Origin of the sequence: Pseudomonas sp. IT-P176 (assembly GCF_949767245.1) — a bacterium.
Lineage (GTDB): Bacteria > Pseudomonadota > Gammaproteobacteria > Pseudomonadales > Pseudomonadaceae > Aquipseudomonas.
On sequence record NZ_CATKPN010000030.1, the window covers coordinates 100,595 to 123,032 of the forward strand.

Here is a 22,438-nt window from a genome sequence, read left to right on the forward strand (position 1 = left end):
TCGCGGACAATAACGATGTCTAACGCAGCGCGGCGGCACCGCTGCACACCTGCCCTGCCTGCTCGCAGATTTGCCAGCCACCGCCCAGTGCCTTGTAGATGCCGACCACCGCCAAGCGCTGCTCCGTGCGTGCCACGGTCAGCGCGCGGCGGCTGGTGAAGTCCGCTCGCTCGGCCTCCAGCACGTCCAGATAGATCCCCTCACCTTCCGTGAAGCGCGTGCGCGCCAGGTTCGCCGCCTCGCGATTGGCCGTTGCCTCCAGCAGCAGCAAGCCCAGAGTACTGCCCGCGCTGCTGTTGGACTGGAACGCGTCATCGGTTTCCTGCAGGGCGCGCAATACGGTCTGGTCGTAGGTAATCAACGCCGCCTGGGTACGCGCCTCGCTGGCGGCGATCCGCGCGCGCACGCGACCGGTGTCCAGCAGCGACCAGCGAATGACCGGAGCGATAAAGCTCGACTGCATGCCTGCATCGCCCAAGGCGCCGAGGCTTCCGGCCAGCAGCCCGATGGAACCCTGCACTTGGATATCCGGATACAAGCCGGCCGTCTCCACGCCAATCTGTGCGGTCGCGGCCGCCAGCGTGCGTTCGGCTGCGGCAACATCGGCGCGCCGGGCCAGCAAGCCGGCCGGATCGCCCACCTGCAGGGTGCGCAGGTTCAAGGTTTCTCGACCGGGGCCGGCCAGCGGTGGCTTGAACCCTTGCGGCGCTTGGCCCAACAGCACGGCCAACGCGTTGGTGGTCGTTACGCGACGCTGCTCAAGGCCGGGTGCTACCGCCTCGACATTGCGCAGCAATGCCTCGGCACGCAGCCGATCAAATTCGGTGGCGGCCCCTACGCTGACCAAGTGCTCCACCAGACCCAGGCTGTCGCGCTGGCTTTGACTGATGTCCGCTACCACCGCCTGTTCGGCTTCGATCCCTTGCAGCTCGAACCAGGTCGCGGCGACGGTGGCGGCGACGCTCGCCTGCACGCTGCGCAGTAGCGCCTGACGCGATCCCGCCTGGGCCTGCGCGGCCTCCACCGAGCGCCGGACGCGGCCAAACAAGTCGATTTCCCAGGCGGCATCTACTGCCGCACGAGTGGTTTCCACTGAGCGCTGCTGGCCGAACGGGGTCTCGACTTCGCTGCGCTGTCGGTGCTCATAACCGAGGGCAGCACCGCCGCTGGGCAAGAATCCCTGGCGGCTCTCGCGCAGCATTGCCTTGGCTTCGTCGAGCCGCGCGGCGGCGATGCCGATATCGTGGTTGGCCGCCAGCGCCTGCTGGATCAATTGGCTGAGTGCGGGCTCATCAAACACACGCCACCACTGCACCTCGACATCGCCCGTACCGAGGCCGGCGATGGGCGCACCGAAACTCGCCGGCCGTTGCGCGGCGGGCAGCACGGGCGCGGAATAATCAGGCCCCACCGCAGCGCAGCCGGACACCAGGAGCGACGACAACAGAAACGCTTGATAGGCCAGTTTCATGACACGCGCTCCTCCAACTGCACCTTCGGACTCGAACCCTTGCGCTCCAGGCGCAGCGCAAGGCTGCGCATCACCACGTAGAACACCGGCGTCAGGAACAGGCCGAACAGCGTCACCCCCAGCATGCCGGCGAACACTGCGACTCCCATGGCATGGCGCATCTCGGCCCCGGCGCCGCTGGCGAATACCAGGGGCACCACGCCAGCGATGAACGCCAGCGAGGTCATCAGGATCGGCCGCAGGCGCAACTGGCACGCATGGATAACCGCTTCCAGCGGGCTGGCACCTTCGGCTTCAAGGCTGCGCGCGAACTCGACAATCAATATGGCGTTTTTCGCCGCCAGGCCGACCAGCACCACCAGCCCGATCTGCACGAACACATTGTTGTCGCCGTCCACCAGCCAGACCCCGATGATCGCGCTGAGCAGGCACATGGGCACAATCAGCAAGACCGCCAGGGGCAGCAGCCAGCTGTTGTATTGCGCGGCCAGGATCAGGTAGGCCAGCAACACACACAACGGAAAAATGAACAGGGCCGATGACCCCGCGAGCTTCTGCTGGTAGGTCAAGTCCGTCCATTCATAGGTCACGCCTTCGGGCAGTACCTCTTGCGCCAGACGCTCCATGAGTGCCACGGCCTGCCCAGAGCTCACACCGGGCATCGCTCCGCCGGAGATGTCGGCCGAGGGATAGCCGTTGTAGTGAATCACCCGATCGGGGCCGGACCCCGAGGTGACGGTGACAAACGCCGACAACGGCAGCATGTCCCCGTCCGCATTGCGCACCTGCAGGCGGCCGATGGCTTCGGCTTGCATGCGGTGGTCCGCATCCGCCTGGGCGGTCACTTTGTAGGTGCGGCCGAAACGGTTGAAGTCGTTGACGTACAGCGAACCGAGGTAGACCTGCAACGACTCGAACACATCCGCCAGGCGCACACCCTGGCTCTTGACCTGGGTGCGGTCGATATCAACATTCAACTGGGGCGCGTTGACGTCCAGACTGGTCATCAACCCGACGACCTGACCCGACTCGGTGGCTTTCGTCATCAGCATCTGGGTCTGCTGCACCAGCGCCTGGAGCCCGACCCCGCCACGGTCCTCGACCTGCAGCTTGAAGCCTCCGGTGACCCCAAGGCCGGGCACTGGCGGCGGCGGGAACACGCCGAGGAAACCGTCGGGAATGCTTGCGAATTTGGCTTGCAGGCGCCCGGCGATGGCGACCGCCGTCATGTCGGGAGAGGTACGCTCCTTGAACGGATCGAGCATGACGAACATCACCGCGGCATTCGGGACATTGACGAAGCCGTTGACCGACAGCCCAGGGAACGCCACCACGCTTTCGACTCCCGGTTCATCCAGGGCGATTTTCGACATCTGCCGCACCACCGCATCGGTACGATCCAGCGAAGCCGAATTGGGCAACTGGGCGATGCCGACCAGGTAGTACTTGTCTTGCATCGGCACGAAACCGGCCGGTACAGCGCTGAAGCCAAACCAGGTCAGCGCCAGCAACCCGGCATAGACCAACAACGCCGCGCCGCGACGGCCCGCCACCTTGCGCACCGTGTTGCCATACGCCTGCGGCGCACGGTGAAACGGCCGGCCCAGCACCTGCACCAGGTGCGCGGCGCGACCGCGCAGGCTGCGCGGGTCATGCACCACCGCTGCGCCGCGCGGGCGCAACAACAGTCCGGCCAGCGCCGGGCTGAGGGTCAAGGAGTTGACCGCCGACAGGATCGTGGAAATCGCGATGGTCAGCGCGAACTGCCGGTAGAACTCGCCTTGCAGGCCACTGAGGAACGCCGTGGGGATGAATACGGCAGCGAGTACCGAAGTGATAGCGATGATCGGTCCGGTCACCTCGCCCATCGCTCGCCGCGCCGCCTGCGCAGGCTCCTCGCCGTTCTCGATATGCCGCTCGACGTTCTCGACCACCACGATTGCATCGTCGACCACGATCCCGATCGACAGCACCAGGCCGAACAACGACAGGGTATTGAGGGAAAAACCCATCAGGTGCATGACCGCGAAGGTGCCGATGATCGACACCGGCACGGCCATCAACGGGATCAGCGACGCGCGCCAGTTACGCAGGAACACCACCACTACGAGCACCACCAGCAGGATCGCTTCCATCAGGGTGATGGCCACTGACTCCAGCGATGCCCGCACAAACACGGTCGGGTCGTAGGCAATCCGCGACACCAGCCCCTCGGGGAAGTTGGCCTCCAGGCGCTGCATGGTATCGCGCACCGCCTGCGCCACATCGAGCGCGTTGGCGCCCGGGCTCTGGATGATCTGCAAGGCAACGGCCGGCTCGCCATCCAAAAGACTGCGCAGTGCGTAGGCATCGGCGCCCATTTCGATACGGGCCACATCGCGCAGACGCGTCACCTGGCCGTTATCGCCAGTACGGATGATGATGTCGCCGAATTGTTCCTCGTCCGTCAGGCGTCCGAGGGTATTGACCGTAACCTGGAATGCCGCGCTGGAATCAGGCGCCTGGCCGACCGAGCCGGCCGCCACTTGCACGTTCTGCTCACGCACCGCCGTAATCACATCGCCTGCGGTCAGGCCACGCGCGGCGATCAGGTCCGGGTCGAGCCACAGACGCATGCTGTACTCGCCCGCTCCCCACACCAGCACGTCGTTGATTCCCGGTATCCGCGACAGCTCGTCGCGCACCTGGAGGTAGGCATAGTTGGAAATGTAGAGCGGGTCATATCGCTGATCGGGCGACAGCAGATGGACCACCATCAGGATGTCTGGGGACGTCTTCTGCGTCACCACGCCCAGGCGCTGTACCTCTTCGGGCAAGCGCGGCAGGGCCCGCGAGACGCGGTTTTGCACCTGGATCTGCGCCATGTCCGCGTTCGTGCCCTGGGCAAATGTCGCGGTCAGGATCATGCGGCCATCGGTCGCCGATTGCGACGTCATGTACAGCATCCCTTCGACCCCGGTGATCACCTGCTCAAGTGGCGCCGCCACCGTCTCGGCGATCACCTGCGGGTTGGCGCCCGGATAAGAAGCGGTCACTTGCACGGTGGGCGGCGTCACGGCCGGGTATTCGCTGAGCGGCAAATGGAAGAAGGCCACGATGCCAGCGATCATCATCAACACCGACAGCACGATGGCGAAGATCGGCCGGTCAATGAAAAAGCGTGGGAAGTTCATTGCACGCCCCCCAGGACCAGCGGCGCCTCCAGCAGCGCCCCCTCAATGTTGGCGGCCAGCGGAGTCACTTGCATGCCCGGGCGCACCAGCCCCTTGACGACAATGCGGTCCCCCGGTTGCAGGCCCTGCTCAATCACCCGCAGGCCGTTGGCCATCAGCCCCAGCTCGACGGGACGGTACTCGGTCTTGTCACCTGCGCCGACCACCAGCACATAGCGGCGGCCCTGGTCAGTGCCAATGGATTGGTCGGCCACCAGCACCCGGGGTTGCGGCGCGCCAGTGTCCAGCTTGACCTTGGCGAACAGCCCCGGCGTCAGGCGCCCATCCGGGTTGTCGACCACGGCACGCGCGCGCACGGTGCCGGTCTTGCGATCGGCCGCGTTCGCCAGGAAGTCGACCCGCCCGGCCCGTGCATAACTTGCATCGTCGAGCATCGCCACCATGACCTTGGCGGCCTTCTCCCCTTTCGACGCGGCAACCTCCCGAGTCGCGGCAAGCGAGCGCAGGTAGGTGCGCTCGTCGACATCGAAATACACATGCAAGGGGTCGATGGAGACGATCGTCGTCAGCGGCGTCACCCCACGGGTGACGTAGTTGCCCTCGGTGACAAGGGCACGATCGACGCGGCCGCTGATGGGCGCGGTAACGCGGGTATAGCTCAAGTCCAGTTGCGCGGCGTCCAGCGCAGCTTTGGCGGCGTCGACCTGAGCCCTGCCCGCATTCAGCGAGGCAATGGCGGTGTCGAGGCGATCCCGCGCCACCACTTTCTTGGCGAACAGCTGCTCGGCCCGGCCATGCTCGGCCTGGGCCAGCAACGCGTTGGCCTCAGCCTCACGCAAACGCCCCTTGGCAGCGTTCAGCGCCGCCTGAAACTCCCGCGGGTCAATCACAAATAAAAGACTGCCCCTGGCTACCGATTGCCCCTCAGGCACGCTGACACTTTGCAGGTAACCACTGACCCGAGGACGCAGCTCAACCTGATCAATCGCGGTCAACGAACCGGTGTATTCGACAAACGGAGTCACCGCCTGCGCAACCACCTCGGCCACCGGCACGCCAGGCGGCCTGGCAGCCTCGGCCGCAGGCGCGCCCTCCTTGCAGCCACCCAGCGTGAACACGCCCGCTACCGCCACAGCGACCAGGGTTAATCGCTTGCCATACATCGCGTACCTCCTTGTGATTTTCAGGACGAACCTAGATTTGAGGTTTTATCCGGCTTGTCATTAGGGAAAGGTCAAGCGGTATGCGGATGGGGGTGTTTGGCAGCAGCCAGGGGCGAAACGTGGCCGCAACTGCAGTTCTCTTTCTGGACAGGTCTACGACCTAGCGAACTGATCGCCCTGGAATGGGGGGATATCGATTGGATCGCGGGGGAGATAAGGATCGTCAGGGCCAAGACGCGGGCTGCAAAGGAGCCAGAGTCGACCAAGACGTTAGCTGGGAGGCGCACAGTGAAGTTGCTGGCTCCGGCGCGAGAAGCGTTGCTCAAGCAGAAGGAGTTGACCTTCCTCGCTGGCGGCAGGGTGCGAGAATCCAATGTGGGTCGCCAAGCAGCTCGGCCACCAAGACTGGACCATGATCGCCAAGGTGTATGGTCGCTGGATGCCCTCCGCTGATGTAGGAGCCGGAGGGCAGCCGAGGCACTTCTAACGGGTATTACCAGGGTTCTGCCAACCTCCCTTCTAGACGCCGCGATCTAACTCGAATCGATCCAGGTTCATCACCTTGGTCCAGGCCGCCACGAAGTCCTTGAGGAACGCCTGTTGGCCGTCGCTGCTGGCGTACACCTCCGCCAGCGCACGCAGTTGCGCGTTGGAGCCGAAGACCAGGTCGACGCGGGTGGCGGTCCATTTCACTGCCCCGCTATTACGGTCGCGGGCTTCGAAGGTCTCGTTGCTGTCCGAGGTGGGTTTCCACTCCACGCCCATGTCCAACAGGTTGACAAAAAAGTCGTTGCTCAGGGTTTGCGGCCGTTGGGTGAAGACACCGTGGGCGGTGTGGCCGACGTTGGTGTCGAGCACGCGTAAGCCGCCCACCAGGGCAGTCATTTGCGGTGCGGTGAGGGTCAGCAACTGCGCCTTGTCGATCAGCAACGCCTCCGCCGACACCCGGTAACGGGTCTTGAGGTAGTTGCGAAAGCCATCGGCGATCGGTTCGAGGAAGCCGAACGACTCGACATCGGTCTGCTCCTGGCTGGCATCCATGCGCCCCGCAGTGAACGGCACCGTCAGGCTGTGCCCGGCGTTTTTTGCCGCCTGCTCGATCCCGGCGCTGCCGCCCAGGACAATCAGGTCCGCCAGGGAGATTTTCTTGCCGCCGGCCTGGGCGTTGTTGAACTCGCGCTGCACGGCTTCGAGTTTGCCCAGCACCTGGGACAGTTGCTCGGGTTGATTGGCCTGCCAGAACACCTGTGGCGCCAGGCGCAGGCGTCCGCCATTGGCGCCGCCGCGTTTGTCCGAGCCACGGAAGGTCGAGGCCGCGGCCCAGGCGGTGGACACCAGTTGCGCCACGCTCAGGCCCGAGGCCAGGATTTTACCCTTGAGCGCGGTGACATCGCTGTCGTCGACCAGGACGTGGTCAAGCGCAGGAATCGGGTCTTGCCACAGCAGCTCTTCGTTGGGCAGTTCCGGTCCGAGGTAGCGCGAGAGCGGGCCCATGTCGCGATGGATCAGCTTGAACCAGGCGCGGGCGAAGGCGTCGGCCAGTTGCTCGGGATTGTCGAGGAACCGACGCGAGATTTTTTCGTAGATCGGGTCGAAACGCAGGGCCAGGTCCGAAGTGAGCATGCTCGGGTTGCGCCGTTTCGAGGGGTCATGGGCATCGGGAATGGTCCCGGCACCGGCACCGTTTTTCGCCGTCCACTGGTTGGCGCCCGCCGGGCTTTTGCTTGGCTCCCAGTCGAAACCAAAGAGGTTTTCCAGGTAGTTATTGCTCCAGCGGGTCGGTGTGGTGGTCCAGGTCACTTCCAGCCCGCTGGTGATGGTGTCGCCGCCCTTGCCGGTGCCGAAGGTGCTTTTCCAGCCCAGGCCCTGCAACTCAAGGCCGGCGGCTTCCGGTTCGGCGCCAACATGATCGGCTGGGCCTGCGCCGTGGGTCTTGCCGAAGGCGTGGCCACCGGCGATCAGGGCCACCGTTTCTTCATCGTTCATGGCCATGCGCGCGAAGGTTTCGCGGATGTCCTTGGCCGAAGCCAATGGATCCGGATTGCCCTCGGGGCCTTCCGGATTGACATAGATCAGGCCCATTTGCACAGCGGCGAGCGGGTTCTCCAGGTTGCGCCCCTGGTCGGTGCGGCTCTCTTCCTCGCCATGCAGCTCAGGCTCGGCCACCAGGGTGCCGTCGCCAGGTTCCTGCATCGGTTCCTGATCCTTGCCATAGCGTGTGTCACCGCCCAGCCACTTGTTTTCCGAGCCCCAGTAGACATCTTCATCGGGTTCCCAGACGTCCGCTCGCCCGGCGGAAAAACCGAAGGTCTTGAAGCCCATGGACTCCAGCGCGACGTTGCCGGTGAGGACGATCAGGTCGGCCCAGGAGATGTTTTGCCCGTACTTCTGCTTGATCGGCCACAGCAGGCGGCGGGCCTTGTCGAGGCTGACGTTGTCCGGCCAACTGTTGAGCGGGGCAAACCGCTGCTGCCCGGAACCCGCCCCGCCCCGCCCGTCACCGGTGCGGTAGGTGCCTGCGGCGTGCCAGGCCATGCGGACAAACAGCGGTCCGTAGTGGCCGAAGTCCGCCGGCCACCAGTCCTGGGAGTCGGTCATCAGTGCGTTGAGGTCTTGCTTGAGCGCCGCAAAGTCGAGGTTTTTGAAAGCCTGGGCGTAGTTGAACCCCGGGTCCAGCGGGTCGGACAGCGAAGAGTGCTGGTGCAGGATGTTCAGGTTCAGTTGGTTCGGCCACCAGTCGCGGTTCTTCGTGCCACCGCCAGCGGCGTGATTGAACGGGCATTTCGATTCAGTTGCCATGTGTGAGCTACCTTTGGTCGAATTCATCCAGCTATTCGGCCCGGGATGGGCGCGATATAGCGACGAGCGAAATCAATGACATAGGCTGCAGGGCCGAGAGCTCGATCAACCGATCGGGAGGGTCACACGGCAAAACATGCGCGCGGCAAGCAGCTTGCCGGCAACGGTGACCAACGTTAGGCCTGGTAAACGTGCAACGTCTTCCTGTCTCCTAGTCAGCGCTAATCCGGCCGGCTCGCGCCAGCGCAGGATTAAGGCTAGTCCCCAGTCATGGACAGGGCAAATAGCGCCAGTATTGCTTGGCGATAGAGATAATCTTTTATCCGCGCCCATCACGCCGTGCAAGCATCAAGACTGTCAGCGTTCTGCTGTACGGGCGAGGTCCCGACCATGAATACGCGCGCATGCTCCACGGCATTCCACGAAGCGGGCCATGCCTTGGCTTTCTGGTGGAATGGCCGGCCTATCGAACGGGTCACCGTTCGCACCCCGGCCGAAGCCGCCAGCGGCCCGATGCTGGATCTGCACGGCAATCTGCAGCAGGTCGAGGGTCTGGTGGAAGCCAGCTATTTTGTCCTGCGTCCGTCCGCCGAGGCCCCCGGGGTGGCGGAATACCTGCCGTCGATGGTGGAGTGGATCGAGCGTGACCTGCTCAACTGTTTTGCCGGCCCGATCGCCGAAGCGATCTACCAGCAAGCACCGCCCGAGCAGTGCTTCAAGAGTGGAGGCCGAGGGGACTGGCTGCGGGGCGAAGAGTTGATCAGCCTGCTGCCTGCGCGAAAGTTGCTCGACGCCCACTCCCGCGCTATCGCCCGCTCCCACTGCCTGCTGCAGCGCTATTGGCCGGCTGTCAGCACGCTGGCGCAGCGACTACAAACCCAGGGCACGCTAGACGGGCAAACCATCACCGCACTGTTGTGGGAGCTCAGCGGTGAATCCCCCGAGCGCCGCGATCACACCCTGGCGAGCCTCGACCGGCCTGGCGGTTGATTGCCTGCTTGTAGGAGCGGGTGCCCGCTTGCGGCCTGCTCGCGAAAAACCTGAGAGCGCCGCATTTACTCAGGAAGCACGCGTCATCGTTGACGACCATCGCGGGCAAACGGAGCGCTCCCACCACTCATTCCAACCCCTCCTGCAACAGCGCCTTTCTCACCGCCGGCCGCTGATAGACCCGGGCGTACCACCCCTCGAGATGGCTCAATCCGTCGAAGTGAATTTCGGCCTTGTAATAAGAGCGCAACCACCCCGCCTGTCCCCAGCCGATGAGGGCAAACAGGTAGGCATCGGCGACCGTGAACCGCTCGCCGAGCAAATACTCACGGTCCGCCAGTTGCTCGTCGATCCAGGCAAAACGCTGTTCAAGCTTGGGCTTGGCGGTGTCCACATACTTGCCGGCCAACCCGGCATACAGCAACGGGATGAAGCCTTTGTGGATCTCCGAGGAGAGAAAACTCAACCACTCCTGCAACCGGTACCGCGCAAGCGTGCCATTGGCGGGTGCCAGCGCGGATTCGGGCCGCTGATCCGCCAGGTACTGCACAATCACCGGCCCCTCTCGCAACCGCGTGCCATCGTCCAACTCCAGGATCGGCACATAGCCCAGCGGGTTGACCTGCAGATAATCACCTTCGCCCACCACCGTGTGCTGGCGGTGATCGACCTTGAGCAACTGGACGTCCAGCCCCAGTTCATTAATCACGATATGCGGCGACAGCGAGCAACTACCGGGGATGTAATACAGCTTCATGGGCGACTTCCAAAAAGGGTGAAGCCACATTCTTGGCGATCAGGTATATAAACGGAAGAAGGCACTTTTTTATCATCTAGGTACATAAAATATACCTGCCAACACCCTGAGGAAGGCTCGATGAAACACAACGTGACCGGCTGCTCCGTCGAAGAAGCCATGCGCCTGCTAGGTGGCCGCTGGCGCTTGCTGCTGGTGTCCTACCTGCTCGATGGCCCCAAGCGCTTCAATCAACTGCGCCGTGACGTCCCCGGGATCTCCCAGCGGATGCTGACCCTGGACCTGCGCGCCCTGGAAGACGTCGGCCTGGTCAAACGCACGGTGTACCCGAGCGTCCCGGTCAAAGTCGAATATGAACTGACCGAAGACGGCAACCGCCTGCGCCCGGTGGTGGCGGTGATGCAGGAATTTGGTGTGTGGCTCAAGCTCAGCGGCCGCGCACGGATGCCAGTGGAGACTGCAGGACTGGCAGCAGAGGGATGAACCCTGGCTGTGGCAAACTGCGGCTCGATCGGCACAGCACCACTCGTCACTCACCATTCAACAGCAGGACTGCTCAAGCAAGGAGAAACAAGCCAATGCCAACCGTGCGCGTTCGCCCACTGCTCAAGACTGACATTCCAGCCTTGCTCAGATTTGAAATCGCCAACCGCGACTGGTTCGAATCGCAAATCGATCCGCGCGCCGCTGACTTCTACTCAGTGCCGGGGATTACCGCGCACGTCGAGGACTATCTGCGCGGGTTTGCCGAAGGGACCTGGCAGCCCCTGGTGCTCGAAGAAGCCACGCAGGGCATTGTCGGGCGAGCCAACCTGAAAGATATCGACTCGACCCTGGGCTGTGCAGAGGTCGGTTATCGGATCGATCACCGCTTCTGCGGCCAGGGCCTGGCCACCCTGGCCCTGCGGCAACTGATCCACCAGGCACGCGAGCGCTGGCAACTGCAGCATCTGGTGGCTGATGTGTACAAGCGCAATGTCGGCTCAAGCAAGGTGCTTGAACGCTGCGGATTTGTCCTTGAACCACGACCCGCCGCAGACCCACGCAAGCTCGATTACCGCCTGGTCCTGGGGCGCTGATGAGCGGTCACTGCGCCTGGAAGGTCTGCAGGTAGGCCAGCAGGTTGTCGATTTTCTGCGGATCGCTCAGGCCCCAGAAAATCATGCGGGTGCCCGGCACGACTTTTTTCGGCGCCTCCAGATAGGCGGTGAGGGTTTCGCGGGTCCAGACGAGGTTGGCCGCGCGCATGGCGTCGGAGTACTGATAATCCGTGGTGCTCGCGCTGGGGCGGCCGAAAATCGAGTTCAGCTGCGGGCCGAACGAGGCGCGCGCCGATTCGCCGACCTGATGGCAGCCGCCGCATGTGCGGTTGAACAGCTTCTCGCCGGCCGGCACATCGCCCGCGGCCCAGGCGCCGGTGCTGAGCAGCCAGGCGAGCGTCAGTGCTACGGTGTTCTTCATCCTGTGGATCCCATCGGTTATTGCTGACCAGCAGTGTGGGCGGCTATTGGAGCACGCGACCCGGCCTCAGCCCAGTCTCGGCTGAAATTTCTTGCGGTAGGCCGCCGGCAACAGGCCAACCCGTTGCTGGAACAGTCGGCGAAAAGAATTGCCATCGGCGTAACCCACCGCGTAGGTGATGCTGTCCAGGGTCATGCGGGTGGATTCCAGCAGTTGCTTGGCCTTTTCCAGGCGCAGGGTCTGCAGGTAGGCAATGGGCGTAGAGCCGGTGGCTTCCTTGAAGCGCCGCTTGAAGTTGCGCACCCCGAAGCCGAATTGCCGGGCGATGTCATCGATCAACAACGGTTGGGCAAAACGCTCCTCCAGCCACTCCTGGACCCGCAGGATCTCGCCATCGCCATGGTTCTTGGGCAAGGACCACAGCGCGTACACCGTTTGCTCGCGGCGCACGTTGTCGATCAGCAGGTACTTGCCACAGGTGTGGGCCAGCTCCAGTGAGGCAAAGCGGCGGACCAGGTGCAGCAGCAGGTCAATCGCCGCACTGGCCCCTCCGCTGGTGATCAACTGCTGGTCTTCACAGATCATCTGGTCCTCGTCGAGATCGACTTCGCGGTAACGCCGGCGCATGTAGTCGGCAAACGCCCAATGGGTGGTGGCGCGCCGACCATCCAGCAAACCGCTCTCGGCCAGCATGAACGACGCGGTGCAAATCGACGCCATCACGGCGCCCTGCTGGTGCTGTTGCCGCAGCCACGGCCCATAGACGGCGAAGGTCGGCAAGGCATCCTTGAGGGTGAAGAGGAACCCGGGAATCAGCACCAGGTCGGTGCGGTGGATCTCGGCCAGCCCATGATCGACCCGCAACATCTGCCCTCCCCCAGCGGCAACAGGAGCGCCGTCGAGCGAAGCGCTGACCACCTCAAATGGCGGACTGTCGCTGAACAGGTTGGCCGCATTCAGCACTTCCAGGGCAATGGTGGCGGCGGCGGCAGAACAGTGCTCGGCCAGTAGCAGGGTGATATGCATGAAGGACTCGTTTGCGCTTTTCGCATGGTTTAAGTCATTTGTGCACCTAGCTTAGCCGATCGGCCAGCTCTACAGTGCAGCGATTGTTTTCCTGGCTCCGGGTTCCGGGAATACGCTTTCGCTGGCCAACCAGCTCCATAAAAGGTACCCCGTATGAATCTGTGGTTTCGCTTGCTGTGCATGCTGTTTCGCCGACCGTGGCGCCAACCGGTGGGCGGCCTGGCCACCACCGTCGTGCGCATGCGCGTCTGGCCGCTGGACCTGGACCTCAACCGCCACGTCACCAACGGTCGCTATTTCACCCTGGCCGATGTCGGGCGCATGGACTACGTACTGCGCAGCGGGGCATTTCGCGTAGCCCTGCGGCACAAGGCGGTGCCGATAGTCGGTGATGTCTGGGGCAAGTTCCGCCGCGAGCTGAAGCTGTTCGAACGCTTCGAGATCCACACGCGGATACTCGCCTGGGACGCCAAATGGAATTTTATGGAGCACCGCTTCGTCAGCAACGGCCGGGTGGTGGGCGTGGTGGTGATGCGCGGGCTGTTCCGGTCCGGCAAAGGCACGGTAGCGCCCAGCGAGTTCGTCGAGGAGATGGGCCTGGCTCCGCAGTCACCGCCGCTGCCCGAGTGGTTGGCCGCCTGGTCCCAGAGCTGTGACGACCTGAGCCTGCAACTGCGCGACGAGGAACGGGTCACGGCCTGAGGCCCTGTGGGGTGAAAGGAAGAAAAACCGAATTTCGTATACCCTATAGCAACCTCATTCCGAAGATTCGCCGCCGTGACCCAATCCAGACTCAACGCTCCCGACCTAGGCAATACGCCTTCGACTTCGGAAATCATCACCCGCCATCTGCGCGACGCCATTGTCGCCGGGCATTTTGCCGAGGATGAGCCGATTCGTCAGGATGACATCGCGCGCCAGTTCAACGTCAGCAAGATCCCCGTGCGCGAAGCCCTCAAGCGCCTGGAGGCCGAAGGCCTGGTGATGTTCCAGCGCAATCGCGGGGCGATGGTCACGCGCATCTCCGATGCCGAGTTGGCGCAGATGTTCGAGGTGCGCATGCTGCTCGAAGACAAGGTGCTGCGCCTGGCCATTCCCAACATGACCGAAGCCACCTTCGCCCGGGCCGAGAGTATCTGCCAGGAGTTCATTGGCGAAGATGACGTCGGGCGCTGGGCCGAGCTCAACTGGCAACTGCACGCCTGCCTCTACGAGCCGGCGCAACGGCCCTTCCTGGTCAGCCTGATCCGCTCGGTCAACGACAAGCTGGAACGCTACCTGCGCATGCAGATGAGCCTGTCGGCCGGTAAGGAACGCGCCGACCACGAACACCGGGAAATCCTCGCGGCCTGCCGGGCCGGCGACGTCGACCTGGCGGTAAAGCTGCTCGATGAGCACATCGCCGGGGTCTGCCAGACCTTGTTCGAGCACCTGCCCCACGCCCATTGACTTTGCGCTGCACTGTGCCGATTTCGTCATCGGCAGCAGGTAAATCCATCAAGCCGGCACCCCGCTGCAAAGGCCACTCTTCTGTTCACTCATCTGAACGGACGTGGCCCTCCCATGAAACGCATCACCGTGATCGACTCCCACACCGGCGGCGAACCGACCCGCCTGGTCACCGCCGGCTTTCCTGATCTGGGCCGTGGCAGCATGGCCGAGCGGCGCCAGCTGCTGGCCGAGCACCACGACCAATGGCGCGCCGCCTGCGTCCTCGAACCACGGGGCAGCGATGTGCTGGTGGGCGCCCTGCTCTGTGAGCCAGTGGATCCGAGCGCCTGTGCCGGGGTGATTTTTTTCAACAACACCGGCTACCTGGGCATGTGCGGCCACGGCACCATCGGCCTGGTGGCATCCCTGGCGCACCTGGGCAAGATCGGCCCCGGCGTGCACAGCATCGAGACCCCGGTGGGCACGGTGCAGGCGACCCTGCACGAAGACCAATCGGTGAGCGTGCGCAACGTCCCGGCCTACCGCTACCGCAAGGCGCTGGCGCTGCAGGTGCCCGGTATCGGCCAGGTGGTCGGCGATATCGCCTGGGGCGGCAACTGGTTCTTCCTGATTGCCGAACATGGCCTGGCCATCGCCGGCGACAATCTGGAGGCCCTCACCGCCTACACCTACGCCGTGCAGCAGGCGCTGGAAGTCCAGGGCATCCGCGGGGAAGACGGCGGCCTGATCGACCATGTCGAACTGTTCGCCGCCGACCAGGACGCCGACAGCCGCAACTTCGTGCTGTGCCCCGGCAAGGCCTACGACCGCTCTCCGTGCGGCACCGGCACCAGCGCCAAACTGGCGTGCCTGGCGGCCGACGACAAATTGCCGCCCGGACAGATCTGGCGCCAGGCCAGTGTCATCGGCAGCCAGTTCGAAGGCTCTTATGAATGGCAGGGCGAACGCATTATCCCGACCATTCGCGGGCGGGCCTTCATCAGCGCCGAAGCCAGCCTGATCATCGAGCAGGACGATCCGTTCGCCTGGGGCATTCGCCCGTGAGCGAGGGCCAGGTAGCCGATGTGATCGTGATCGGTGCCGGCATCATCGGCGCCGCCTGTGCCCAGGCGCTGGCCCGACGTGGCTTGCGGGTGCTGGTGCTGGACGCCGGCCTGCATGGCGCCACGGCGGCCGGCATGGGCCACCTGCTGGTGCTCGACGACAACCCGGCCGAACTGGCCCTGAGTCAGTATTCCCTGCAACGCTGGCGTGAACAGGCGCCGGCCCTGCCCGACAGTTGCGCCTACCGCAGCAATGGCACCCTGTGGCTGGCGGCCAATGCCGAGGAAATGGCCGTGGCCCATGGCAAATTCCTCAACCTGCGTGCCCAGGGCGTGGCCTGCCAACTGATCGGCGCCAGCGACCTGCGCCGACGCGAACCCGAGTTGCGCGAGGGTCTGGAGGGCGGGCTGCTGATCAATGGCGACGGCATCCTCTATGCCCCCGCCACCGCCGACTGGATGCTGCAAACACCGAACATCCAGCAGCGTCGGGCGCGGGTCAGCGAACTCGACGGCAACCGCGTGCGCCTGGAAGACGGGCAATGGCTGAGCGCTGCAGCGGTGGTGTTGGCCAACGGCGTGCAGGCCCCCGAACTGTGCCCGGAACTGCCGATCGAACCGAAAAAAGGCCATCTGCTGATTACTGATCGCTACCCCGGCACCGTCACCCACACCCTGGTGGAGCTGGGTTACGTCACCAGCGCGCACAACGCCAGCGGCCCGTCGACTGCCTGCAACATCCAGCCACGGCCGACCGGGCAATTGTTCATCGGCGCCTCCCGGCAGTTCGGCACCAGCGATCCGCAGGTCGAGGGCTGGATGCTCGCCAAAATGCTCAGGCGCGCCTGCGACTACATGCCAGGGCTGACCCAACTCAATGGCATTCGCGCCTGGACCGGCTTGCGTGCGGCCAGCCCGGACGGCCTGCCGCTGGTGGGCCAGCACCCGCAACAACAAGGCCTGTGGCTGGCGGTCGGTCACGAAGGCCTGGGGGTGACGACGGCCCCCGGTACCGCCGACTTGCTGGTGGCGCAACTGTTCGACGAACCCTCGCCCCTGCCCGCCCAACCCTATCTGCCGCAACGTTTTCTCGGAGAGCCCGTGTATGCCTGAATTGATGCTCGACGGTCGCCGCCTGCAGGTCAACGAGGGCACCAGCGTGGCCGCCGCGCTGGCCCTGGGTGGCGACGGCTGCAGCCGCACCTCGGTCACCGGCCAGCGCCGCGCGCCCTTGTGCGGCATGGGCATTTGCCAGGAGTGCCGGGTGACCATCGACGGCCGCCGGCGCCTGGCCTGCCAGACCCTGTGCCGGGATGGCATGCAGGTGGAGACCCGCCCATGAAGCACTATGCCGACCTGCTGATCATTGGCGCCGGCCCCGCCGGCATCAGCGCCGCCCTGGCAGCCGCGCCCAGTGGCGCGCGCATCGTCCTGCTCGACGACAACCCGCTGCCGGGTGGGCAAATCTGGCGCGACGGCCCAGAGGCCCATCTGCCGCGCCAGGCCCGTAACCTACGGCAGCGCCTGGACGCCTGCAGCAACATCCGCATTCACTCCGCCACCCGGGTGATCGCCAGTAGCGGACCAAAACAGTTGCTGGTGGAAGACCCGGAGCATGGCTGGCTGATCGAGTACGACAAGCTGATCCTGTGCACCGGGGCCCGCGAATTGCTGCTGCCCTTCCCCGGCTGGACCCTGCCCGGCGTCACTGGCGCCGGCGGTCTGCAGGCGCTGATCAAGGGTGGCCTGCCGGTGCAGGGCGAAACCCTGGTGATCGCCGGCAGCGGCCCACTGTTGCTGGCCAGCGCCGCCAGCGCCAAACAACACGGCGCACATGTGCTGCGCATTGCCGAGCAGGCCTCGCGCAGCGCGGTGGCCGGGTTCGCCACACAACTGCCGCGCTGGCCGGCCAAGCTGCTGCAGTCGTTGCGCCTGTTCGATCCGCAGTACCGCACCGCCAGCCATGTGCTGGCCGCCTTGGGCAGCGATCGCCTGGAAGGGGTGCGTCTGCAACAGCAGGGCAAAATCGTTGAACTGCAATGCCAGCGCCTGGCTTGCGGTTTTGGCCTGATCCCCAATATTCAGCTAGGCCAGGCCCTGGACTGCGCCATCGACGGCCAGGCCATCGCCGTGGATGCCTGGCAGGCCTGCAGCCGTACCGATCATTACGCTGCCGGGGAATGCACCGGGTTTGGTGGTAGTGAACTGGCGCTGGTGGAAGGCGCGATTGCCGGACATGCAGCGGTGGACGAGCGCCAGGCGGCCCAGCAGCTGTGGCCGCGTCGGGCGCGTTGGCAGGGATTCGCCAAGGCCTTGAACAACGCATTTGCCCTCGACCCGCAGCTCAAGACATTGGCCCAACCGGACACCCTGGTGTGCCGCTGCGAAGACGTGCCCTATGCGGCGCTGACCGAACACCACGACTGGCGCTCGGCCAAGCTGGCCACTCGCTGCGGCATGGGCGCCTGCCAAGGCCGGGTCTGCGGCGGTGCGGTGCAGCACCTGTTCGACTGGCCGGCCGCGGCACCCCGCCCACCCTTCAGCCCGGCGCGAATCGAGACCTTGCTGTGCCTGGATGAGCAGTCGGCGCCCTGAATCCCATGCCGGCACTTTGCGTTGGACCGCCTTGCCACTATGATCCCGAGGGTCGCCACCAGACCCTCAGCGCCATGTACCCCACCCTCAACAGCTTCAAACCCTGCGACCTGCCGACCTTGCTCAGCAGCCTGCAAGCGATAACGCCGCTGCTCGACTCCCTGGCGGACGTGGTATTTTTCATCAAGGACCGCGAGGCCCGCTACGCCTTCGTCAACCAGACCCTGGCCCGGCGCTGCGGCAAAAAACACAGCGACGAGTTGCTCGGGCTGACCGCCGACAGGGTGTTCCCGGCACGCTTCGGCCCGCTGTACACCGAGCAGGATCGCCGGGTCCTGGCCAGCGGCCGGGAACTGTCCGACCAGCTTGAGCTGCACCTTTATTACGGCAACCAACCGGTCTGGTGCCTGACCCACAAACTCGCCTTGCGCGACCTGCAGGGGCAAATAGTCGGCCTGGCCGGCATTTCCCGCGACCTGCAACTGCCCCAGGCCAACCATCCGGCATTCCACAAACTCGCCGCGGTGGACGCCCATATCCGCAGCCACTTCGCCCGCCCCATCAGCCTCGCCGAACTGACCGCGCTCGCCGGGTTTTCCGTGGCGCAACTGGAGCGCCACTGCAAACGAGTGTTCCAGCTCACCCCACGGCAGATGATTCACAAGGCGCGGCTCGAGGAAGCTTCACGACTATTGCTGGACAAAGACCTGCCCATCACCGAAATCGCCCTGCGCTGCGGCTACACCGACCACAGTGCCTTCAGCCGCCAATTCCGCGCCCTGACCAGCCTGTCGCCAAGCCAGTATCGCGATAGCCAACACTAGCAAGGCTTGAGATTACTATCGCGCGCATAGCGGGGTGTTGTGCTCACCACGTACATCGTAGGAGCAAGGCTTGCCCGCGAAAGCGTCCGCCAGGGCAGTGCAATGTTGCGCTTCATCCCAGCAGGCCCCAGTTGATCCCTATATGCCCTTGCCGGTATTTTTCGGGCAGGGGCCAAATACGCTGTTGATAAAAACCTACGAGGCCCATAGGCATGAGTTCGCCTTGCGAGAAATGGCGGGGCACATTCCTGCCCACCAACTGATAGAACTCATGGCCCCCGGCCCACATGATCTTCCAGTAGCCGCTCTGCGTGCAGGCTTCGCCGCTGAAGCAAGTGGGCCCGATGAAGTTGCTCTCGCTGAACGAGGGTGAGCCCGGCATGGGTCTGCCGGTCGCGGGGTCGAGCACCATGGCATTGGCCAGTTGCTTGATCAGTACGGCGCTGGGCTTTTCGGGCGGGACATTGGCTAGGCGTTCTTCCAGCCATTGCAGCTTGCCGTTCCAAGCGGGCAGCTTGGCCGGTGGCAGCGGGAGGATGTCGTTGATTTCGGGGACTTTGGGGTGGGCGTAAGAGTAGTTGGCGAGCACTCGCCAGATTTTCTCGTAGCGTGCCGCGCGTTCGAGGTCTTCCTGTTGACCGAGGTAATCAAGCTCATCGGTAGGGGGCGGATTACGAAAGACTTTTCCTAACTTGTAAGCAGAAGTGCTGTCACCTGCAGCGACGCCAAGTTGAAAAGCTTCGAGCGCTATTGGGTATTGCCCTTTGCCCTGAAGATTGACACCTAATGCACGAGCAGCCTCTCCATTACCTTGTTCAGCCGCACAGCGGCGCATTTGCTGGGCAATGGCCGGGGCCATGTCGCTCGGCGCCAGTTTCTTACCCACATACGCCTGGGCTTGGGCATTGCCGCTATCGGCAGCCTTGCGGTAGTAACGCAGGGCCATTTCTGGATCCTGCTTCAGTCCAGCCGAACCCTGTTGCAGGAAGATTCCGACGAAGTAATAACCCGTTGCCACACCTTCGCTGATCAGTCGTTGACTCAAGCGCAAATGCTCGTCGCCCCGAAGCTGGAAGTGCCCGCGCATGGCACCGTTCTGTAAATTGATATTGGCCTTGTAATGGCCGTTCTCAGCGGCAATGCGGTACAGGCGCTCGATCTCGACATCGACGCTCTTGTCCTGCTTGAGCTGATTGTTTTTCTGTAGCCAACGGGCGTACTGAAACAGCACATCGGCTTCGGTGGAGGGCGCGGGGATTTGTTCGTGTACACAAGTAAAGGCCAGGTTGGCCTTGATATCGGTGAGCGGATTCACATGAGGATCCTTCTTCATATAGGTAAAGGTGCTGCGGCTGTCGCAGGCCGCCAGCAGCAGGCATGACAACAAAAGAACGCGGCGCATCAGTCGAGGTCCTTCAGCGTGGCTTTGTCGTAATAAAACTCAACGAGGGGGGCGTACGGTGTCCCCATAACCTTGTCATCCTGGCGTTCTTTGTTTTTATCGATGATGTCCTGCCACTCCTCGAACGCCTCCCCCGGATCATCCTGCGCGCCCTTCCCATCCGTATGCATATCCCACAACCGCCGCCGCAGCGCCTGCGTCACACTCGCCCACTCATGGGCAATATTCAGCTCACTGTCGACCTGCATGCTGCGGGTGTTGATGTTGGCCGAGCCGTGAGTGGTGAACACGTCGTCGACGATCATCAGCTTGGAGTGGATGTACACCGGCATCCAGTTGCCAGCGGGCGAGTCGGGTGCAACCAACGAACACAGGTGGACCTTCAGGCCGGGACGCTCTTCGGGCGTAATCGTGCTGTCCTTGACCACGCGGATTTGCCTGTCGAGCTCGGCCTGCCAGTCGGCCAGTTCCCGATGCCCGACGCGGTCGCGGGGTTCAGGTCGTGGCTGGGGCGTGGCGTCTTTTTTCACCGCTTCGATGCGCTGTAGCTTGGTGACTTCGGGAATGGTCTCGGCCCTTCCGAGGCTGGCGAGCATGCGCTGGGTATTGACAGCGCCGGGCCCTACGCTGTCTTCGCTGGCATTGGTGATGACGAACAGGTGCAAGGGACCGTGTAGGCCCGGGTCGCGCCCGGCTTGGGTCTGGCCGGCTGCCACGGCCTTGATCAGATCGGCCAGGGGTGGCCAGCGAAAGTACTGGTTCTCGATGTAGATGAACTGGGTCGCGTTGTTGACCGCTTGCAGGTAGAGCTGCTCGATATCGCGCTTTTCTTTCTGGGCCTGGGTGCGGACGATCTGCGCGATTTGTCGGGTGGCGTCCGGGGTGCATTGCAGCTGCGGTCCAAGCTGCATGGACTGGCGTGAGGCAATCAGGTTTTCACCGGTTTCCTTGCGCCAGGCCTTGGCGAAGTTGTGGTGCAGGGCTTCCAGAATCGGCCCGCTGACGCGGCTGGAAATATCCTGGCGCGGGGTCTTGCCGCGTGGCCCTCTATTGGGTGCAGGCTTGGTGGCCTCGGAACGGTTAAGCGCCGAATGGGCGTTGGTGTCCCAGTACTCATCAAGCATGTTGTGACCCATGACGAACCCAACAGCGCGGTCCGCCAGTTCAAAGTCGACCAGCACGGTTTTTTGATGGTGCGTCGCGGTCGCTGCCAGGGTAAAGCGCGTCTTGCTGCTGACCTGCGGATCTAGACGCGCACGCCGCACTTGATGTTCGATTTCCACTCGTTCATTGAAGTCGAAACCGCGACTGACAAACACCGGCAATTTCAGCGCGACATGCTGGGCCGCATTACCGTCCGAGACCGCACATTCGGCAAACCACTTCCGGTCTTCGTCGTACTGCTTCTTGGAGGAGCTTTGCAGCGCCCGATCCTGGATGCGCAAGGTACCTTTGCCGGGCAAGTTAGCCTCGCCTCCGGCACCCGCGCTGTTGAACGGCATTTCCCAGCCCAGTATCCGAACCGCGACCCCGTCCTTGGCTTTGTCCATCAGCAGTTGACCAATGCTCGGAGCGCTGCCATCGCGGATAAAGTACATCGACGGCTGGAATCCCCAACAGATGATGTCGATGGACTTTTTAGCTTGCGCGATAGCCAGATGCACCGCCTCGAAGGCTTCCTCTCCATTGATCAGCGGGTCGTAAGTCGCCATTGCGGGCGGGTATTCGGTGCGTTGCACGTACCAGCGCGGGATGCAGGTCACCTCTTGGGTGTGCTGGAGTGCGGCCGGAGACACGATGTCGTCTTGCCTCATGGTGTTTTCCCCTCCTGTTTACTCACTCCATTGATCACCGTGACGTACAGCGCGCGGTGGTCCGTGTGCGATGTGGGTTGACTCATCTCGGGGTCCGCTTGCGAGAGGTGGTTATGCAAGCCGCGATTGGCCAGGTGGGCCTGCTCGGCGTTGCGGTAGTCGGTAGGCACCGGGATGTGGTGGCTCACCCCGTTGGCCATGACCAACCGGTAGCTCCGGGTCACGACCTGGTGGTCGATCAGCACTTGCCCGGACTTATCCAGCACGCCCTGTTTGAGCACTGCGCCGTCGGCATAGAGCGTGTAGGGCATGCCGGCCCAGCCACGATGGGAAGCATTGGGGGTTTGCGACACGTTGAGCCGCAGCGTTTGTTTGGTCAGACTCTGCGGATATTCAGGATGCGAAGCCCTCATACTGGCTGGCCCCAGATAGTCGAAATACGGCGACTTGATGTTGTAGTCCCCCAGC

19 protein-coding genes and 1 pseudogene are annotated in these 22,438 nt (G+C 63.6%); 10 read left to right on the plus strand and 10 right to left on the minus strand.

Annotated features, from left to right (window positions below; translation table 11 throughout):
* Positions 1 to 19: 19 nt before the first annotated feature.
* From ACM6IP_RS04155 to katG, 4 genes are all read right to left on the minus strand, one after another.
* Complete coding sequence (locus ACM6IP_RS04155) at positions 20 to 1,471, minus strand: efflux transporter outer membrane subunit (protein WP_414861013.1); 1,452 nt, start codon at positions 1,469 to 1,471, stop codon at positions 20 to 22.
* Positions 1,468 to 4,644, minus strand: a complete 3,177-nt coding sequence (locus tag ACM6IP_RS04160; RefSeq protein WP_414861014.1) for an efflux RND transporter permease subunit — start codon at positions 4,642 to 4,644, stop codon at positions 1,468 to 1,470. The genes ACM6IP_RS04155 and ACM6IP_RS04160 overlap by 4 nt, the downstream gene beginning before the upstream one ends.
* Complete coding sequence (locus ACM6IP_RS04165) at positions 4,641 to 5,807, minus strand: efflux RND transporter periplasmic adaptor subunit (protein WP_414861015.1); 1,167 nt, start codon at positions 5,805 to 5,807, stop codon at positions 4,641 to 4,643. Before ACM6IP_RS04165 ends, ACM6IP_RS04160 begins: the two co-directional genes overlap by 4 nt.
* Positions 5,808 to 6,326: 519 nt before the next feature.
* Positions 6,327 to 8,606, minus strand: coding sequence for a catalase/peroxidase HPI (gene katG, locus ACM6IP_RS04170; protein WP_414861016.1), 2,280 nt, complete (start codon positions 8,604 to 8,606; stop codon positions 6,327 to 6,329).
* Between the two features lie 390 nt (positions 8,607 to 8,996).
* Between katG and ACM6IP_RS04175 the strand changes: the two genes are divergently transcribed.
* Positions 8,997 to 9,596 carry a hypothetical protein gene (locus ACM6IP_RS04175; protein WP_414861017.1) on the plus strand — a complete coding sequence of 200 codons (600 nt, stop codon included), beginning with the start codon at positions 8,997 to 8,999 and terminating at the stop codon, positions 9,594 to 9,596.
* A 127-nt stretch (positions 9,597 to 9,723) separates the two neighbouring features.
* On the opposite strand, the gene gstA is transcribed toward ACM6IP_RS04175, so the two are convergent.
* A complete protein-coding gene (gene gstA / locus ACM6IP_RS04180) occupies positions 9,724 to 10,353 on the minus strand; it encodes a glutathione transferase GstA (RefSeq protein WP_414861018.1) in 630 nt (209 codons plus the stop codon).
* A 120-nt stretch (positions 10,354 to 10,473) separates the two neighbouring features.
* Here gstA and ACM6IP_RS04185 point away from each other — a divergent pair, with 120 nt between their 5' ends.
* Together ACM6IP_RS04185 and ACM6IP_RS04190 are read left to right on the plus strand one after the other, a co-directional pair.
* Positions 10,474 to 10,836: a winged helix-turn-helix transcriptional regulator gene (locus ACM6IP_RS04185; RefSeq protein ID WP_095169129.1), complete on the plus strand. Its 363-nt coding sequence runs from the start codon at positions 10,474 to 10,476 to the stop codon at positions 10,834 to 10,836.
* 95 nt (positions 10,837 to 10,931) lie between these two features.
* Complete coding sequence (locus ACM6IP_RS04190) at positions 10,932 to 11,432, plus strand: GNAT family N-acetyltransferase (protein WP_414861019.1); 501 nt, start codon at positions 10,932 to 10,934, stop codon at positions 11,430 to 11,432.
* Positions 11,433 to 11,439: 7 nt separating this feature from the next.
* On the opposite strand, the gene ACM6IP_RS04195 is transcribed toward ACM6IP_RS04190, so the two are convergent.
* Positions 11,440 to 11,814: a c-type cytochrome gene (locus tag ACM6IP_RS04195; RefSeq protein ID WP_414861020.1), complete on the minus strand. Its 375-nt coding sequence runs from the start codon at positions 11,812 to 11,814 to the stop codon at positions 11,440 to 11,442.
* 66 nt (positions 11,815 to 11,880) lie between these two features.
* A complete protein-coding gene (locus ACM6IP_RS04200; protein ID WP_159996443.1) occupies positions 11,881 to 12,840 on the minus strand; it encodes a GlxA family transcriptional regulator in 960 nt (319 codons plus the stop codon).
* Positions 12,841 to 12,993: 153 nt separating this feature from the next.
* Here ACM6IP_RS04200 and ACM6IP_RS04205 point away from each other — a divergent pair, with 153 nt between their 5' ends.
* The 7 genes from ACM6IP_RS04205 to ACM6IP_RS04235 all read left to right on the plus strand — a co-directional run bounded on the left by ACM6IP_RS04205 (position 12,994) and on the right by ACM6IP_RS04235 (position 18,754).
* Entirely contained in the window at positions 12,994 to 13,542 is a 549-nt protein-coding gene (locus ACM6IP_RS04205) for a thioesterase family protein (RefSeq protein WP_414861021.1), read from the plus strand.
* A 75-nt stretch (positions 13,543 to 13,617) separates the two neighbouring features.
* Positions 13,618 to 14,289: a GntR family transcriptional regulator gene (locus ACM6IP_RS04210; RefSeq protein WP_095169124.1), complete on the plus strand. Its 672-nt coding sequence runs from the start codon at positions 13,618 to 13,620 to the stop codon at positions 14,287 to 14,289.
* Between the two features lie 114 nt (positions 14,290 to 14,403).
* Positions 14,404 to 15,336 carry a 4-hydroxyproline epimerase gene (locus tag ACM6IP_RS04215; RefSeq protein WP_095169123.1) on the plus strand — a complete coding sequence of 311 codons (933 nt, stop codon included), beginning with the start codon at positions 14,404 to 14,406 and terminating at the stop codon, positions 15,334 to 15,336.
* Positions 15,333 to 16,448, plus strand: a complete 1,116-nt coding sequence (locus ACM6IP_RS04220) for an NAD(P)/FAD-dependent oxidoreductase (protein ID WP_401127552.1) — start codon at positions 15,333 to 15,335, stop codon at positions 16,446 to 16,448. Before ACM6IP_RS04215 ends, ACM6IP_RS04220 begins: the two co-directional genes overlap by 4 nt.
* Positions 16,441 to 16,677: a (2Fe-2S)-binding protein gene (locus tag ACM6IP_RS04225; RefSeq protein WP_401127550.1), complete on the plus strand. Its 237-nt coding sequence runs from the start codon at positions 16,441 to 16,443 to the stop codon at positions 16,675 to 16,677. The genes ACM6IP_RS04220 and ACM6IP_RS04225 overlap by 8 nt, the downstream gene beginning before the upstream one ends.
* A complete protein-coding gene (locus tag ACM6IP_RS04230; protein ID WP_401127548.1) occupies positions 16,674 to 17,930 on the plus strand; it encodes an FAD-dependent oxidoreductase in 1,257 nt (418 codons plus the stop codon). Before ACM6IP_RS04225 ends, ACM6IP_RS04230 begins: the two co-directional genes overlap by 4 nt.
* 74 nt (positions 17,931 to 18,004) lie before the next feature.
* A complete protein-coding gene (locus ACM6IP_RS04235) occupies positions 18,005 to 18,754 on the plus strand; it encodes a helix-turn-helix domain-containing protein (protein ID WP_414861022.1) in 750 nt (249 codons plus the stop codon).
* 112 nt (positions 18,755 to 18,866) lie between these two features.
* Here the strand turns inward: ACM6IP_RS04235 and ACM6IP_RS04240 are convergent, their stop codons facing one another.
* The 3 genes and pseudogenes from ACM6IP_RS04240 to ACM6IP_RS04250 form a co-directional block, all read right to left on the minus strand.
* Entirely contained in the window at positions 18,867 to 20,156 is a 1,290-nt protein-coding gene (locus ACM6IP_RS04240) for a sel1 repeat family protein (protein ID WP_414861023.1), read from the minus strand.
* Positions 20,156 to 21,970 carry a phospholipase D-like domain-containing protein gene (locus ACM6IP_RS04245; protein ID WP_414861024.1) on the minus strand — a complete coding sequence of 605 codons (1,815 nt, stop codon included), beginning with the start codon at positions 21,968 to 21,970 and terminating at the stop codon, positions 20,156 to 20,158. Before ACM6IP_RS04245 ends, ACM6IP_RS04240 begins: the two co-directional genes overlap by 1 nt.
* A pseudogene (locus ACM6IP_RS04250) lies at positions 21,967 to 22,438 on the minus strand (type VI secretion system tip protein VgrG); the annotation flags it as partial. The pseudogene ACM6IP_RS04250 and the gene ACM6IP_RS04245, both read right to left, overlap by 4 nt.